The sequence below is a fragment of the Methanosphaera sp. BMS genome (assembly GCF_003268005.1).
Lineage (GTDB): Archaea > Methanobacteriota > Methanobacteria > Methanobacteriales > Methanobacteriaceae > Methanosphaera.
In genome coordinates, this window is record NZ_CP014213.1 from 1,628,829 (window position 1) to 1,645,653 (window position 16,825).

Sequence of the window (16,825 nt, forward strand, 5' to 3'; positions counted from 1 at the left end):
ATTTCAATTAAAAGTAATTTAATACTTTTTAAAATTCCATTTAAATTAAAATAATTATTATTGAATAAACAAACTACAAAAACTAAACTAATTCTAGATTAATAATTAAAATTAGGTAAAAAAATTAAAAAAGAATACTAGAGAGAGTGATCAATTATGTGTGCCATGATTGAAGAAATTAAAGAAAAAATCATTGAAAACTTACCTGAAAGAGTTAAACTAGCGAAAGTAGAATTTGAAGGACCGGAAATAGTTATTTATACAAAAAATCCGGAAATAATTAAAGACAACGGAAGCCTAATAAGAGACTTGGCAAAGGATATCCGAAAAAGGATAATCATACGATCGGACAAATCCGTATTGATGGAACCACAGGAGACAATAACAACCATCGAAGAGATAGTTCCAAAAGAAGCCGAAATAACAGACATATCCTTTGATGACGTGACATGCGAAGTAATCATAGAATCCAAAAAACCGGGACTGGTAATAGGCAAATATGGAGCAACATCCCGTGAAATCGTAAAACAAACAGGATGGGCACCAAAAATACTAAGAACCCCTCCGATTACATCAGAAACCGTTCAAAGAATAAGACTAACATTGAAAAGAAACAGCAAAGACAGAAAGGAATTCCTGCAAAAACTAGGTAAAAGAATCCACAGAGAAGCAGTATTCGACAATGACTGGACAAGACTAACATCCCTTGGTGGATTCAGAGAAGTTGGAAGATCATGCCTATTTTTACAGACACCCAACAGTAAAGTAATACTGGATTGTGGAGTAAACGTAGCCGGAGTAGATGACAAAACATCATATCCATACCTGAACGTTCCGGAATTTAACCTCCATGACTTGGATGCGGTAATCGTAACACACGCACACCTCGACCATACCGGATTCGTACCATACCTATACCACTACGGATATGAAGGACCAACATACTGTACAACCCCTACAAGAGACCTTATGACACTACTGCAGCAGGACCACATAGACATATCCCACAGGGAGGACAATCCACTGCCGTTTAACATAAAGGACGTTAAAGAAACAATCAACAAGACCATATGTCTTGACTACGGAGAGGTAACAGACATCTCCCCCGACATAAGACTAACCCTCCACAACGCAGGTCACATCGTAGGTTCAGCTATGGCCCACCTTCACATCGGTGACGGAAAACACAACTTCGTATATACGGGAGACTTCAAAAACGAAAAAAGCAGACTGCTCGAGCCATCAGTGACAAGATTCCCACGTATAGAATCAATGGTAATGGAAAGTACCTACGGTGGTCATGAGGACGTAACCCCTACAAGAAATTCCGCAGAAAAAGAACTGATAAAAACCATATATTCAACGTTAAACCGTGGAGGAAAAGTACTCATACCTGTTTTCGCAGTGGGAAGAGCACAGGAAATAATGATAGTGCTGGAAGAGTACATAAACCATGGAATACTAAAAGACGTACCGGTATATCTTGACGGAATGATCTGGGAGGCAACCGCAATACACACCGCCCACCCAGAATACCTAAGTAACGACCTCAGAGACCAGATATTCCACGTAGGCAAAAATCCATTCATATCAGAAGTCTTCAAGAAGGTTACCAACCAGGAACAAAGAAGAAACATCGAGGAAAGTGACGAGCCATGCGTCATCCTCTCAACATCAGGTATGCTTACAGGAGGAAACTCCGTGGAATACTTCAAACACATGTGTGAAGATGAAAGAAATACCATCATCTTCGTAGGATACCAGTCAGAGGGATCTTTAGGTAGAAGAATACAGAAAGGATGGGAAGAAGTACCGCTGGATGATGACGGCGTGACAAGACTATACCACATCAACCTCGAGACAGTAACCATCGACGGATTCAGTGGTCACAGTGACAGAAAACAACTGATGGAATATGTACGCAGACTGTCACCAAAACCTGACAAGATACTTGTATGTCACGGAGATGCATATAAGGCACTTGACCTGGCAAGCAGCATATACCGTTCATACAAGCTTGAAACAAAAACCCCTATGAATCTTGAAACCACAAGATTACAATAGTAACCTCCCCACAAACTCTCTCTTTTTAATGATATTAAAAAACTAAAATATAAAACTGATAAACCAGATATATAATTATATATTAATTAAGAAATTATTTTTCAGGACGAAAAAGAAATTACTATTTAAAATATAACAATTATCATTTAAAGGTGAAAATAATGGTTACATATTCTGAAGCAGGTGTAGATATCAGTTTAGAAGAACAGACAGTCAAAGCACTTACAGGAGAATTATCCGAAACATTAGACTATCAAAATATTATAAAAAACGATGGTCACTTTGCAGCCCTGGTTGACTTTGGTTCACAGGCAATAGCAATGAGTACAGACGGTGTCGGAAGTAAAATATTAATAGCAAACTTAATGAACAAGTTTGATACCGTTGGAATCGACTGTATAGCAATGGTTGTAAATGACATCCTATGTGTCGGTGCAAAGCCAATAGCAATGGTGGACTACCTGGCGGTGGAAAAACCGGATCCTGAAGTAGCACGACAAATAGCAATAGGACTCCGAGAAGGATGTAAACAATCAAACGTTGCAATGATCGGTGGAGAAACAGCATCACTACCAAAGATTATCAAGGACTTTGACCTTGCCGGAACAGGTATAGGAATTGTTGACAAGGACAAGATAATCACCGGATCAAATATAGCAGATGGAGATATCGTCATAGGTATAGCAAGTAGTGGAGTTCACAGCAACGGTTTAAGTCTTGCAAGAAAAGCATTGCTTGACATTGCAAACTATAACGTGGATGACCCGTTACCAACAAATTCCAGCATAACAGTAGGGGAAGCATTGCTCGAGCCAACAATAATATACGTAAAGGCAATAATGGACCTTCTGGACTCAGATGTTGAAGTGCACGGATTAGGCCACATAACAGGTGGAGGATTCAGTAACCTTAAAAGATTGAATCATGACATGAGTTACTACATAAACAGTTTACCAGAAACACTTCCAGTATTTAAGGCAATACAGGCAACCGGAATTGAATCCAAAGAAATGTACCACGTATTTAATATGGGAATCGGATTTGCAGTAATATTAGACAAGAAATATGAAGAAAAGGCACTTGAAATATTAAACAAACACCATGACAGCTATGTTATCGGACAGGTAATCGAGGATGATTCAAACATAGTCCTGATAGAAAAAGATAATGAACAAATAGAGTTATAGGGAGGATACACTATGAAGATAAGTGTTGAAAATGAAACAAAACTAATAGAGGAGATATTGAAGGCATACAACGTTAAGGATAACGAAGCCAAAATAGTTGCAGACGTCATAACCGACGGGGACCTTAAGGGATTCTCCACACATGGAATAGGAAGATTCCCACAATACATCGAAAGCATCAAGAAAGGAACAATCCTGACAGAAGGAGACTATGAAATAGAAAAAGAAACCGCCGCAACAGCACTGATTAACGGAAACCATAAATTCGGCCATTATGTTACGGTAAAGGCAATGGACCTGGCAGTTAAAAAGGCATCCGAAACAGGTGTCGGAATTGTAGGAATACATGACAGTAACCACTACGGTATAGCCGGTTATTACTCCGATATGGCAAGCCTTCAGGACATGGTGGGAATTGTAATATCAAACACGGAACCTGCAATGGCACCATTTGGCGGTAAAAAGGCAATGCTCGGTACAAATCCGATAACAATAAGCATACCATCAGATGACATACACACCTACATCTGTGTAGACATGGCAACAAGTATCACCGCAAGAGGAACACTTCTACAGGCAAAAAGAAAAAATGAACAAATACCAGAAGGATTGGCATTAGACAAGGACGGTAAACCAACAACCGACCCAACTGAAGGACTCGAAGGTTCAATATTACCTTTCGGTGGATTCAAGGGATACGCATTGGCATTCATGTTTGAACTCTTGGCAGGTCCACTGGTAGGAGCAGAAGTAGGAGAAAGCGTAAAGGGTACCGCAACACCCGATGACATGTGTACCAAGGGAGATTTGCTAATAGTAATAGACCCTGAACACTTTGCAGGCTCAATGCAATTCAAGTTCTTTACAGACCAGTTCATAAGGGAAATCCGTGAAGAAAATGGTGTAATACCGGGAGACCGTGAAGTTGAAAACATAAGAAACAACAAGGAAAACGGTATCAACATAGACTCCTCATTATATGAACAGTTAAATAATATTGCACAGGAAAAAGGATTGGATATCCAGTCATACTTCGAAGAATAAGCAACTGATTAAGACACTTACTTCACCCCCCCAACCATTTTACCTTTTTTTGAAAAAAATTAATATACAAGATTTGAAAAAAATCATTATTATACATATAACCATATGAGAGTGGAATTAATATGGACAGTACAGATGTTATATACAATGGCATTAAAGAGGCAGGAATCAACTTTATAGTAAGTGTTCCATGTGCCAACCTAAAGAAACTATTAGAACTAATCGATGAGGATGAAGAAATCACCCATGTACCTGTTACAAGAGAGGAGGAAGGATTCGGAATCTGTGCAGGAGCATACATGGGCGGCATGAAAGTAGCGATACTGATGCAGAACTCGGGACTGGGAAACAGCGTGAACGTGTTGACTTCACTGTTTAAACTATATGACTTTCCAATTCTGATGATTATAAGCCATAGGGGTACCTTTGGTGAGGGAATATGTGGACAGGTGCCTATGGGCAAGGCCACAACCAAGATATTAGACAGCATTGACATATTCTATGAAAAGGTTAACCATCCGGCACAGTCGACAGAATACATTAAAAGGGCATGGAACATGGCATCCATCAGTGAGGAGCCAATAGCATTGCTATTTGATATCAATTATTGGACCAGGTGTGAATGATGAAAAGATATGATGTAATCAGGGCAGTTGTCAAAGACCTGAATGATGAACTGATAATTTCAAACATAGGTGTTCCGTCAAAGGAACTGCATGAAATAAGAGAATCAAAAAATAACTTTTACATGCTCGGATCCATGAGCATGGCAACTCCTATAGGATTAGGCCTGTCCATGGCATTGGAAAAAAATAATGACAACAGGAAGGTCATCGTATTGGATGGTGATGGATCGGTACTGATGAATCTTGGTGAGCTTGTAACAGTCTATGTGCAAAATCCCACAAACCTGATTGTCGTAATCATCGACAATGAAGCATATGGCTCTACAGGTTCTCAGAAAACATATGCATCAGAGGTAAACATAGCAAATATTGCACGCAGCGTTGGAATAAAAGAAGTATATTATATTGATGCAAAGGATAATACTGACCATATAGATATGAATGAATATTTGAATAAAAAAGGACCGATTGTACTTCACATCAAAGTCAACGCCGGAAATTCGGATGCCAAAAACATCAAATACACTCCATCAAAAATAAAAAACAGGTTCATGAAAAGTATCCAGAAACGCTAGATGAACCCAAAACCCCTCATCCACCACTTTTTTTATAACTAGACCTATAAGAAACTAAAAAAAATGAGACAAACATGAATACATGACCTTCGGTAAACAGCATACCCCCATCAAATCATGAAAAAAATAGTTTTAGAAGAAGATTAAAATTGCTGTAAAAAAATGAATATTGGAAAGAGTTATTCCCAATACTCCTGATTTATTTTAAAACGAATTTCTTAAGACCAATAACACTCAAGATGATGGCAATGATATATCCGATCAATGAAATCAACGGCATGTCAAATACCATTGGACCGAAGGAAACAACAGAAGAACCAATTATAAGTGCTGAAACCAGTGCAACTATTGAAACCTTATCAGTAATGTCAACTTCAAAGCGGAACTGTAACTCCTCATTGTCAATCTTATGAATAGTCCTTGTAAGAAGTTTCGGCAAGTTACTGAGCATGTGCTCATAGAGGATAAGATTGCTTTTTTTACTTTTCAAGAACTTTTTAGGACTCATTCTTTCCTTGGCAATTTGGGAAGCCACGGGTTTGATTGATGAGAAAACATCAATTTGAGGGTCAAGATTATGTGCAACGGATTCAATCATTGAAAGACCCCTCGCCATGGTAACTACCTCATTAGGAAGAATTACGCCATACTCCTGCATAAGACTAAGCAATGCCTCCAATACTCCATCGAAGCGGTCAAGCTGAACACCGAAGTATCTTCCGAACAAATCATTCAAGTCCCTTCTTAAAGACTTCGTATCGATGTCATAATCCAATATGTCCATGTACATCAATTGATTTATCAATCCATCAACGTCCTGGTCAACAAATAAGAGCATTACCTCTGATAGATTACGTTTAAATTCCTCATCAAAGAATCCCATCATACCCAAGTCAAGATAACATACCACATTATCCTCTAATATAAGGATGTTACCTGGATGTGGATCGCCATGGAAGAATCCATCAATAAACAGCTGCTGAAGATATGATTCGAGGACATTCTTTGCCAAAAGCTTCTTATCAAATTCATCACCCTCACTTGCATAGACATCATTGAGTTTTGTACCTTCAATAAATTCCATCGTTAAAACTTTTGATGAACAGTACTTAGGATAGGTAACGGGAATATGAATATATGGATTGTCTTCAAAGTTGAATTCGATACGCTGCATGTTCATGAATTCATTGTTGTAATCAATTTCCTTGTGGATTGAACGATCAAATTCATCAAAGATTCCAGGTAAATTTAATTTACGGAGACTTTTGTTCCATCTGTCTGCACGAACGGCTAGGTATTTCATAATCTTTAAATCAAGGTCAATCTTATCGGTGATGCCCTCTTTTTGAATCTTGACGGCAACCTTTTCACCGGTCGGTAACTTGGCTACATGAACTTGACCGATGGAAGCCGTAGCCAGATGTTCATGATTAAATTCAGAGAACAATTCATCGATATTACCATTAAGTTCCCTTTCAACTATAGCCTTGACCTGTTCATAGGATATTGCAGGGTTGTCATCCTGCAAGTTAGCAAGCTCGGATGCTATATTTTCACCAACGATATCAGGTCTCGTACTTAATAGCTGACCCAACTTGATGAAAGTAGTACCCAATTCCTGCAGCATCAAGCGGAGTTTTTCAGGAACCTCATTATCCTCAATTATATCATAAGAGTCATCTTCCCCATCTTTTTGGTGTAGCTTATTCTTTGCACTTTCGCCCAACAGTTTATCGAAGCCATATTTTTTTATGACCTCACGAATTTCGCCCAAACGTTGTTTAGTTTCTTTATCCATATTCATTATCTCCATTTAAGTGTTAATTATCCCATTAAAAAATAAAGCATGAAAAAAGATTGTAAAGACTACTTATCATCACCCATAATGACAATAAACTGCAAATAGCATATTCTACATTTATTTATTAATATCCCTGCTTTATTTAATAGTTATGGTTTAAAGTATGGTTTTAACAGATTTAAAAAGCAATATGTGAATTAAATTACATCACTTTTTTAATAATCTTAATTTAAGAACTTTTTGTTTAATAATTATGTTATGAAGATTATAAATATGTATCCTCATTAAATAAATCAGACGGCAAACGAGAACAAATACCAATCAATCACTAATTTTTTTTATATTAAAAAGAATAGAAAGATATTTATGTATAGTTTTATAATTTGTTTTTTAGTATTAATCGCGTCATATTTTGTTTATGGAAAATTTATTGAAAAACTGGTTGGTGTAGATGAGAGCATTCAAACGCCGGCATACCGATTACAGGATGGCGTTGACTATATACCAATGTCAAAAATCAAGAATTTTTTAGTGCATTTCTTAAATATTGCTGGTTTAGGACCTATTTTTGGAGCAATACAAGGAGCATTATTTGGTCCTGCAGCATTTTTATGGATTGTTTTAGGTACAATGTTCATCGGAGGAGTTCATGACTTCTTTTCAGGATTCATGTCTTTGAGAAATGATGGATCCACAATGCCCAATATAATTTCAAAATATCTGGGAAGCCCAATACGAAAGATTATGGCTGTTCTTATCGTAATAACAGGTATTCTTGTTTCAGCTACATTTGCAACAGGAGCTGCGGATTTACTCAGTAATTTAACCAACATGCCCATCCTTATTTGGACTTTAATCATATTCCTATACTTCCTTATTGCAACCGTATTTCCGGTCGATAAAATTATTGGAAGAATATATCCAATCTTTGGAGCATTACTGCTTATTATGGCCGTATTGATGACAGGGGCATTAATATTAAACCCTGCATACACCATTCCAGAGTTTACAACACAAGGACTGTATTTAACAGATAAAAATATTTTCCCATATCTATTTGTTACCATTGCATGTGGAGCAATAAGTGGTTTTCATGCATCCCAGTCACCGATTGTCGCAAGATGTATGAAAAACGAGAGGGATGCAAGACCCGTATTTTATGGTGCCATGGTATTGGAAGGATTGGTTGCACTATGCTGGGCGGCCATTGCAATGGCATTTTTCAACGGACAGCCACAGCTTGCAGTTTTATATGGTGCATCACCATCAATAGCAGTTAATCAAATGGCCACTACATTAGTGGGACGTATCGGTTTAATCCTGACCATTATTGGAGTTGTGATTTGTCCTATTACATCAGGAGATACTGCCCTTAGAAGTTCAAGAATTACTATTGCCGATGAGTTTGATTTAAATCATGAAAAATTGACTTCAAGATTAAAGATAGCTGTACCATTGTTTTTAGTAGCATTCGGATTAACCTTTATGGACTTTAGCTTAATTTGGAGATACTTTGCCTGGTCACAACTTATAGTGGCTACAATAGTATTGTATGCTGCAACGACTTATCTGATTCAAAAAGAAAAAATGTATATCATCACATTGCTTCCGGCAATCGTGTGTACTTTAATTGCATTTGCATATATACTGCAGGCACCTGAAGGTTTGGGTATATCCTCCACCATTGCCAATATCATTTCAGTAATTGCAACTGCAGCTGTCGCGGCATTCTTTATTAAAAAATACAGAAACAAAAATGCAACTTAATTAGTAACTTCAATTCATTACTGAAAGATAAATGGAATAAGACTACAAAGTAAATTATGTTATTTGCTTTGAAAAAGGGATGATGTGATTTTTGAAGTCATCCTCATTACTATTTTTTTTAATATTTTTCAACCATCTGGATAATGCCGATGACATGTGTTTATTTGTATGGATTGAATTTCCAAGAAAGTATGAAAATTCAGTAAAATGTTGTAATCTGCCAATAGGGATTATTTTTAAAAAGAGTTACCCTTAGATTTGGAGAATATAATCTGATTTTATAAGTTTTATTGTAATAATGAGTATATTAAAAAAAAGTATGTTGATATCAACCAATAATCGGATGTTGTTATTGGTTGACAATAGAATATAATTTGATTAAAATTTTTAAACATTTTTTATAATAGGCGTGTTTTTTTGTTTTATAATAGGCGATTTTAACTAAATTATATTTTTACCTTGGAGTGAAATAACTAATACCTATACCCCTATAGGTATAATAAATAATATGGCACTAATAGTATATAAAGATTAAGAACAAAATCATTAAAACAACTTGAAATTCATTAAATAAAATAGGAATATATACAATAAGATGACTTGAAAGATTATAATACATTATTAAAAAGTCGATAAAATCAGTATAAAAAATAATGCAATATCTTGAAAAAAGGTATTGACGCCGTCGACAGGACTTGAACCTGTGACCAATCGGTTAACAGCCGAACGCTCTACCTACTGAGCCACGACGGCATCTTTTTTTTAAATGGGGCCGGAGCCGAGAATCGAACCCGAGTCATGGGATCCACAGTCCCAAAGGATAACCACTACCCTACTCCGGCAATGAAAAATTCATGTATTCTAAGGTGCGGGAGCAGGGATTTGAACCCTGGTAGGCCTGCGCCAACAGGTCCTAAGCCTGTCCCCTTTGGCCAGCTCGGGCACCCCCGCATATTAAAATTTTCTTTTACCGCATACACTATGAACTTTGTAAATAAATAATTCTTCTAGAATCTGAATTGATTAAATTAAATTAAGTAAAACAAAGGTTCTAGAAAAATGCTCCGACCGGGATTCGAACCCGAGTCTTCGGCTCGAAAGGCCGAAATGATTGGCCGGACTACACTATCGGAGCATATAAAATGGGCCCAATGGGGTTCGAACCCATGGCCGCCCGGTTATGAGCCGGGCGCTCTACCTGGCTAAGCTATGGGCCCAAAATTAAGCGCCGTCGACAGGACTTGAACCTGTGACCAATCGGTTAACAGCCGAACGCTCTACCTACTGAGCCACGACGGCACATTTTTCCATTTTACATATCATTATATATTTTTATTCATATATATACTTTACTACAAAATCCTTTAAAAACAAGTATAATTTTTGTAGTACATATTAAGATATGTTTTTATAGTATATATACTTTATGGCAAATTAAATTATCCAACAATCCTTAAACCAAATCAAAAAAAGAAAAAATGAATAAATATATACTTTAAAAAAAACAAAAATAATAATATTTGAATACTCTAATTAGGAAGTATATATGTGGATTTAATAGAAAAGATAAAAAATAAAGAAGTTTTTGATTTGCTGATAGAAGCCAATCGCATCACTGAAAAAGTACATGGAAAAGACATTACATTAGAAAGAGCCATCTTTTTATCATGGTGGTGTGAAAAGGGAGACTGTAAATTCTGTTATATGTCCTCACAGAAAGATAGAATCCAGGATCCTGAAAAGGCAAAAAGACATGTGAAAGGAATTTATGCAGAAGCAGAACTTACAAAACGTATGGGATGGAACATTGAATTCCTATCCGGCGGATATGGAATCTACGAGACAAGTGAAATAAAGGAAATTTCAGAAACCATATATGACATTACGGATAATCCCGTATGGCTAAACATTGGAATAACAAATGACCTGGATCAATACGGTGAAGAAATCGTAGGAATAACAGGGGCAGTGGAAACCCCAAATCCACAATTTCAACACCATGTATGTCCAAGCAAATCATTAACCGAAATAAAAAGCATGCTAACGCAGGCCGGCCAGTTAGGCTATAAAAAGGCAATAACAATAATCATAGGATTAGGTGAAGAGATAGAACACTTAAATGACCTGTTTGATTTGATAGAAGAACTGGAAATAGACAGAATCATATTCTATTCACTTAACCCACATCCGGATACGGAGTATCATCTGACACCACAGCCCGCATCACTATACTATGCAAGCATCGTTGCAAGCGTAAGGATAAGATTCCCAAATATAGAAATCATAACTGGAACATGGACGGATAACCTTGCAAACATAGGAGTACTGCTCAAGGCAGGAAGTAATGGAATAACAAAATTCCCATTGTTTAAGATGTATGGAAACCGTTTTGGCAGACGTGTTGAAGAAGAGGTCAGATGGGCTGATAAAAATCTTGTAGGCAGTTTTTCGGATATGGAAAGAATAAAGGGAAATGATCCGCTACGACCTGAGCTGGACCCATTTATCCAAAGATACATTGACATGTGCTATGAAAATAAGGACATTAAAAGAATTTAAGGCACATATTATTAATCCACATATATTATCCATCAAATATTTAGAAAAAAATTTAGATAAATTTAAATTAATTAGAAAACAAAATATAAACATATAATATAATATTAGTTTATCAAAAAAAATTCAAAACAAAAAGATTATTTAAAAAGATTATTTAAGGGAGGAATACATATTACCGATATGATGTGTGGTTTAGAAATCCACGTACAATTAAATACAAACTCAAAATTATTCTGTAGTTGTCATACCAATTATCAATCAGCAGAAAATAACACGAACATTTGTCCGGTATGTTTAAATCAACCAGGAGCAAAACCTTATCCGCCAAACCAATCAGCATTAGATAATGCAATTAAAGTAGCATTGATGCTTGGATGTGATATTTCTGATGAAGTAATCTACTTTATGAGAAAACACTATGATTACCCTGACTTATCAAGTGGATATCAGAGAACATCCGTACCAGTAGGTATAAACGGTGAATTGAATGGTGTCAGAATACATGAAATTCACGTAGAAGAAGACCCTGGTCAATACAAACCAGACCGTGGAACCGTTGACTTTAACCGTTCAGGTATTCCATTGATAGAAATCGTTACAGAACCTGACATGAAATCACCTGAAGAAGCCAGAAGTTTCCTAAACGAATTAATTCGTGTATTAAACTACAGTGGAAGTGCTCGTGGTGAAGGTACCATGAGAGCAGACGTAAACATCTCCATTGAAGGTGGAAAAAGAGCAGAAGTAAAAAATGTAAACTCAATCAGAGGTGCATACAAAGTTCTTAAGTTTGAATTAATCAGACAGAAAAACATCCTACGTAGAGGTGGAACAGTTCAGCAGGAAACAAGAGCATACCTTGAATCCCAGATGATAACAGTTCCTATGAGATTAAAAGAGGATGCTGATGATTACAGATACATACCTGATCCTGATTTACCACCTATGAAAATCGATCCGGCACATGTAGAAGAAATCAGAGAAAACATGCCTGAACCAGCACACCTCAAGACTGCAAGATTTGTAGAGCAATATGGTATTGATGAAGCAGATGCAAAAGTATTGACTTCAGAGTTAGAATTAGCCGATGCATATGAGGAAGTATGCAAAGAAGTGGACGCTGAAGTTGCCGCAAGATTAATGAGAGACGAACTTAAACGTGTACTCAACTATAACAAAATCAGTTTTGCTGAAAGTAAAATAACTGCAAGCGATATCGTTGAGTTAATAGGATTAATTGAATCAAAACAGGTTACACCGGAAGCAGCACATAAACTCATCGAACAAATGCCTGGTAACGATAAAACACCAACAGAAATTGGTAAAGAAATGGATATCATCGGTGGAGTATCTGATGATGCAGTATCAGATGCAATAAATCAGGCAATAGATGAAAATCCACAGGCAATTGAAGACTACAAGGCAGGTAAGGAGAATGCCGTGAACTTCCTTGTCGGTCAGGTAATGAGATTGACTCGTGGAAAAGCCAATGCTGGTGAGGCCAATAAATTAATTAGAGAAAAATTAGATCAGCTATAATTTTTCCAAACGGAAATTGTAAACAACAACAAAGGAGGAGTAGTGGTGAGCGATTATAAAAAGGTCAAGGATTATATGACACGTAACGTAATAAAAGTCACTCCCGACATGTCTATATCCGAGATTAAAGAGATAATCAAAAAAACAGGACACGACGGATTTCCAGTAGAACAAGATGATAAAATCGTTGGAATGATCACAGCTTCTGATTTACTTATTAGAGATTTGACTCCAACCGTATCAGGTATGATGTCAAGGGACATTGTAATTGCCAATGAGGAACTATCCATAAATGATGCCGCTAGGGTAATGTTTAGAATGGGCATTTCAAGATTACCTGTAACCAATGAAAAAAGAAAGGTTCTTGGCATAATTACAAATACGGATATATTGAGATCCCACATAGAACGTTCTACCCCCGAAAAGGTAAATCAATTCAGAGATTCAATAGAACAATTATATGACATTACAACCGACTTGTCACATGAAAATGTTCATATCAGCAAATTAAAGCCAACACAGGATAAGGTATATGCTGATGAACTGGAAGGTAGAACATATGAGATTGAAAGGGGCCTGGCAGAACCTATAATCGTTGTTAAATGTAATGACAACAAGTACTTGGTTGTGGATGGACATCATCGATTGGTTGCATCAAATCAAATGGGCAACGATGAGATAAATGCATATGTCATTACACTAAGCAAACCAATAACATTAGGATTGGAGAAAAATGCGAAAAACAATGGAATACACTCCATCAATGACATAGAAATAATAGCAGATGCACAGCATCCACTAATTGCCATTACTGGAAGTCTAAGAGAAAAAAATACCACCATAAAGAAGTGAAATGATGAAAGATGAAATAATTAGAGAAGTATATGATACGCTTGTCGATAGAAAAGAAAACCCGATTGACTCATATACCTCAAAGTTAATGCAGGATTCTGATAAAAAGGCAGAAGACAAGATACTTGAAAAACTAGGTGAGGAAGCAACAGAAGTAATACTTGCCTCCAAAAATAATGAGGATTTGGTTCATGAATCAGCGGATTTAATCTTCTTTACAATATTAAATCTTGTATATAAGGGAATTCCATTAGATGATCTTTTTGATGAACTAGAAAGCAGACATAAATAATCATTCTCCCCCCATAAATAATCTTTTTTTAACTATATCATTTTAATGCAATATTAACATTATTTTCCAGTTATACCCCTATTTGATGAACAATTTAAAGCGGATACCAAAATGAATAATATTAATAATTAATAATGTAATAAATATATTCATGAAATTAACAATCGAATCACTTGTTGAAGAAGCACGATTATTTTGTGATATGGAAAATCTTGAAAAACACCCTCAATTAACGGGAATAAGTGATGGTAAGGCTATAGGCACATATATCGAACAGGAATTCAAGGATTATTTGAGTGAAAGATATAGCTTCAATCAAGGCTCTTGTGCCCATGGAATTGATTTTCCTGATGAGGACATCAACACCGACATAAAAGTAACGTCAAGTAAAAAACCACAGAATTCATGTCCTTTCACGGATATAAGACAGAAGATATATGGTTTAGGTTATAATATCCTATTATTTGTCTATGATAGCAATATTGAAGATTATACTGACCTTAAATTTGAATCATGCACCTTCATCAAAGCATCCGAAACCGGTGATTACAACCTGACAAGAAATCTTATCAAGATGGTTGAGAATAAGTGGGATGCCGATAGGATAACAGAGTACCTGATTGAATGCAAGATGCCCGGAAACTACAACAGTCTTAATGAACTTGCACATGAAATTATTGAAAACCCGCCACGACAAGGTTACCTGACAATTTCAAATGCACTGCAATGGAGATTAAAATATAGTCATGTAAATAAAAAGAAGGAGGAAGAGATGAAAAGCAATTCCAAGAAGGAGTATGGTGACTATCAAACCCCACAATACTTTGCAAACAAGGTAGTCAAATATGTTAAAGAAAAACTGGAATATGAACCCGATTTGATTATAGAGCCAACATGCGGTGTTGGAAACTTTATCAAGGCATGCAGAAAATACTACTCTGCTACCAGAATTGTGGGTATAGACATCAATGAAGAATACCTAAACGAAATTGGAGCTACAAATAATCTGCAGCTGTATCATGGAAATATTTTCGACCTTGACTTTAACAGAATAAAAATAGATGATGATACTAAGTATTTGATTATTGGAAATCCACCCTGGGTTACCAATACCCGCCTTTCAAAGTATGAATCAGACAATATACCCGAAAAGAACAATTATAAACACCTTGAATACTTTGATGCAATTACCGGCGAGTCAAACTTTGACATTTCAGAACACATTATCCTGTCACTCATAGATGATTTTAACAAATCAAATGCAGCAATAGTATTCCTATGCAAATATAGCGTAGCATGCAATATATTCAAACACCTAGCACAAAACAAGATTCGACTTGCAAATGTCCAAATTATAAAGTTTGATTCCATGAAGGTCTTCAAGGCAGATACCACGTCATGCATACTGATTATGGAATTTAATGATGATGGTAGACTAGTCAATAAATGTAACGTCAGCAATATGGACAACCCAAAAGAGAATTATACAATTGGAGTCATAGATGATAAGTTCTACTCCAACACTGATAATATGGTGGATATTGATGGAATTTGCTCCTTTGAGTGGAGACAGGGCATCAAACATGACTGCGTGAAGGTAATGGAACTTAAAAAGGTTGGAGATAAGTATGAGAATAAAAAAGATGAAAGGGTATATCTTGAAGAGAATCTGTTATATCCGCTGCTTAAAAGCAGCAACCTGAAAAAACCCATAGTTACCGACAGTAACTATAGCATTTTACTTACCCAGCATAGACTTAAGGAGGATACATCATACATTAAAGACGAGTATCCCCTTACGTGGAAGTATCTTGATGAAAATAGGGAATTATTTGCCAATAGAAAAAGCAGCATCTACAGACGTTGTCCGGAGTTCAGTATTTTTGGAATAGGAAAATATGCTTTTAGACCATATAAAGTGGCAATTTCAGGCTTTTATAAGAAGGGCCTGTTTAGCTTGGTGTACAATGATGAGAAAAGTATGATGCTTGATGATACATGTTACTACATATCCTTTGATGACTATGACAGTGCCTATATTACAATGCTGATACTTAACTCCAACTTAGTACAGAATTTTCTAAAAAGCATTGTAGTAATAGATTCAAAAAGACCCTACACTAAAAAGGTACTTAAGAGAATAGATATAATTAAAACACTTAAAAAGATAACAATCAATGACCTGATTGCTACTGAGAAGGATTTGAAACTGGATGGCTATATCACGAGGGATAAATTTGAGAAGTATTATAGTTTGTATGGATAGCTACCCTAGGAATAAATCAACAACTATGTTAAAGAGATGGTGTGAAAGTATTTGAAAAAGTAGTTCTTCATCATTTCTTATGACTATTTTTTTCATAATCATTTCGTTAAATCCTTTATCTCATAAAGATATGATGATACGTTTATATGTTAATATCAAAAAATATGATAATAGTCCTACATTCATATGACAAAATTTTATTGTTGAAAGATGAGATAAAAATGACATACAAAAAAATTAGAGGAAATAGATG

Annotated in this window: 12 protein-coding genes and 6 tRNA genes; 11 read left to right on the plus strand and 7 right to left on the minus strand. The window is 36.1% G+C overall.

The genetic code is table 11. The features are described from left to right. Positions 1 to 156: 156 nt before the first annotated feature. The 5 genes from AW729_RS05800 (at position 157) to comE (ending at position 5,496) form a co-directional block, all read left to right on the plus strand. Entirely contained in the window at positions 157 to 2,064 is a 1,908-nt protein-coding gene (locus AW729_RS05800) for a beta-CASP ribonuclease aCPSF1 (RefSeq protein WP_112124223.1), read from the plus strand. Positions 2,065 to 2,225: 161 nt separating this feature from the next. Beyond that, the gene (gene purM, locus AW729_RS05805; RefSeq protein WP_112124224.1) at positions 2,226 to 3,251 is read left to right on the plus strand and encodes a phosphoribosylformylglycinamidine cyclo-ligase; all 1,026 of its coding nucleotides are present in this window, start codon (positions 2,226 to 2,228) and stop codon (positions 3,249 to 3,251) included. Between the two features lie 12 nt (positions 3,252 to 3,263). Next, the gene (gene comC, locus AW729_RS05810) at positions 3,264 to 4,295 is read left to right on the plus strand and encodes an L-sulfolactate dehydrogenase (protein WP_112124225.1); all 1,032 of its coding nucleotides are present in this window, start codon (positions 3,264 to 3,266) and stop codon (positions 4,293 to 4,295) included. A 116-nt stretch (positions 4,296 to 4,411) separates the two neighbouring features. Beyond that, entirely contained in the window at positions 4,412 to 4,921 is a 510-nt protein-coding gene (gene comD, locus AW729_RS05815) for a sulfopyruvate decarboxylase subunit alpha (RefSeq protein WP_112124226.1), read from the plus strand. Continuing rightward, positions 4,921 to 5,496, plus strand: a complete 576-nt coding sequence (comE, locus tag AW729_RS05820) for a sulfopyruvate decarboxylase subunit beta (RefSeq protein ID WP_112124227.1) — start codon at positions 4,921 to 4,923, stop codon at positions 5,494 to 5,496. The genes comD and comE overlap by 1 nt, the downstream gene beginning before the upstream one ends. A 199-nt stretch (positions 5,497 to 5,695) precedes the next feature. On the opposite strand, the gene AW729_RS05825 is transcribed toward comE, so the two are convergent. Beyond that, a complete protein-coding gene (locus tag AW729_RS05825; protein ID WP_112124228.1) occupies positions 5,696 to 7,294 on the minus strand; it encodes an AarF/ABC1/UbiB kinase family protein in 1,599 nt (532 codons plus the stop codon). A gap of 369 nt (positions 7,295 to 7,663) precedes the next feature. On the opposite strand from AW729_RS05825, the gene AW729_RS05830 reads away from it, so the two are divergent. Then, entirely contained in the window at positions 7,664 to 9,064 is a 1,401-nt protein-coding gene (locus tag AW729_RS05830; RefSeq protein WP_112124229.1) for a carbon starvation protein A, read from the plus strand. Between the two features lie 680 nt (positions 9,065 to 9,744). Here AW729_RS05830 and AW729_RS05835 read toward each other — a convergent pair. From AW729_RS05835 to AW729_RS05860, 6 genes are all read right to left on the minus strand, one after another. Continuing rightward, positions 9,745 to 9,817, minus strand: a tRNA-Asn gene (locus tag AW729_RS05835). Positions 9,818 to 9,831: 14 nt separating this feature from the next. Beyond that, a tRNA-His gene (locus AW729_RS05840) sits at positions 9,832 to 9,906 on the minus strand. A gap of 25 nt (positions 9,907 to 9,931) precedes the next feature. Further along, positions 9,932 to 10,015: transfer RNA gene (locus AW729_RS05845), tRNA-Leu, on the minus strand. Between the two features lie 109 nt (positions 10,016 to 10,124). Further along, positions 10,125 to 10,199: transfer RNA gene (locus AW729_RS05850), tRNA-Glu, on the minus strand. 8 nt (positions 10,200 to 10,207) lie between these two features. After that, positions 10,208 to 10,281: transfer RNA gene (locus AW729_RS05855), tRNA-Ile, on the minus strand. Between the two features lie 9 nt (positions 10,282 to 10,290). Beyond that, positions 10,291 to 10,363, minus strand: a tRNA-Asn gene (locus tag AW729_RS05860). 249 nt (positions 10,364 to 10,612) lie between these two features. Between AW729_RS05860 and AW729_RS05865 the strand changes: the two genes are divergently transcribed. The 5 genes from AW729_RS05865 (at position 10,613) to AW729_RS11420 (ending at position 16,572) form a co-directional block, all read left to right on the plus strand. Beyond that, a complete protein-coding gene (locus AW729_RS05865; RefSeq protein ID WP_112124230.1) occupies positions 10,613 to 11,623 on the plus strand; it encodes a radical SAM protein in 1,011 nt (336 codons plus the stop codon). 180 nt (positions 11,624 to 11,803) lie between these two features. Continuing rightward, positions 11,804 to 13,162 carry an Asp-tRNA(Asn)/Glu-tRNA(Gln) amidotransferase subunit GatB gene (gatB, locus tag AW729_RS05870; RefSeq protein WP_112124231.1) on the plus strand — a complete coding sequence of 453 codons (1,359 nt, stop codon included), beginning with the start codon at positions 11,804 to 11,806 and terminating at the stop codon, positions 13,160 to 13,162. Between the two features lie 75 nt (positions 13,163 to 13,237). Next, positions 13,238 to 14,014 (plus strand): CBS domain-containing protein, encoded by a 777-nt coding sequence (locus tag AW729_RS05875; protein WP_112125243.1) that lies wholly within the window; start codon positions 13,238 to 13,240, stop codon positions 14,012 to 14,014. Position 14,015: 1 nt separating this feature from the next. After that, positions 14,016 to 14,306, plus strand: a complete 291-nt coding sequence (hisE, locus tag AW729_RS05880) for a phosphoribosyl-ATP diphosphatase (RefSeq protein ID WP_112124232.1) — start codon at positions 14,016 to 14,018, stop codon at positions 14,304 to 14,306. A gap of 151 nt (positions 14,307 to 14,457) precedes the next feature. Continuing rightward, on the plus strand, positions 14,458 to 16,572 hold the full coding sequence (locus AW729_RS11420; RefSeq protein WP_204355172.1) for a class I SAM-dependent methyltransferase: 2,115 nt from the start codon (positions 14,458 to 14,460) through the stop codon (positions 16,570 to 16,572). The last annotated feature ends 253 nt before the right edge of the window (positions 16,573 to 16,825 follow it).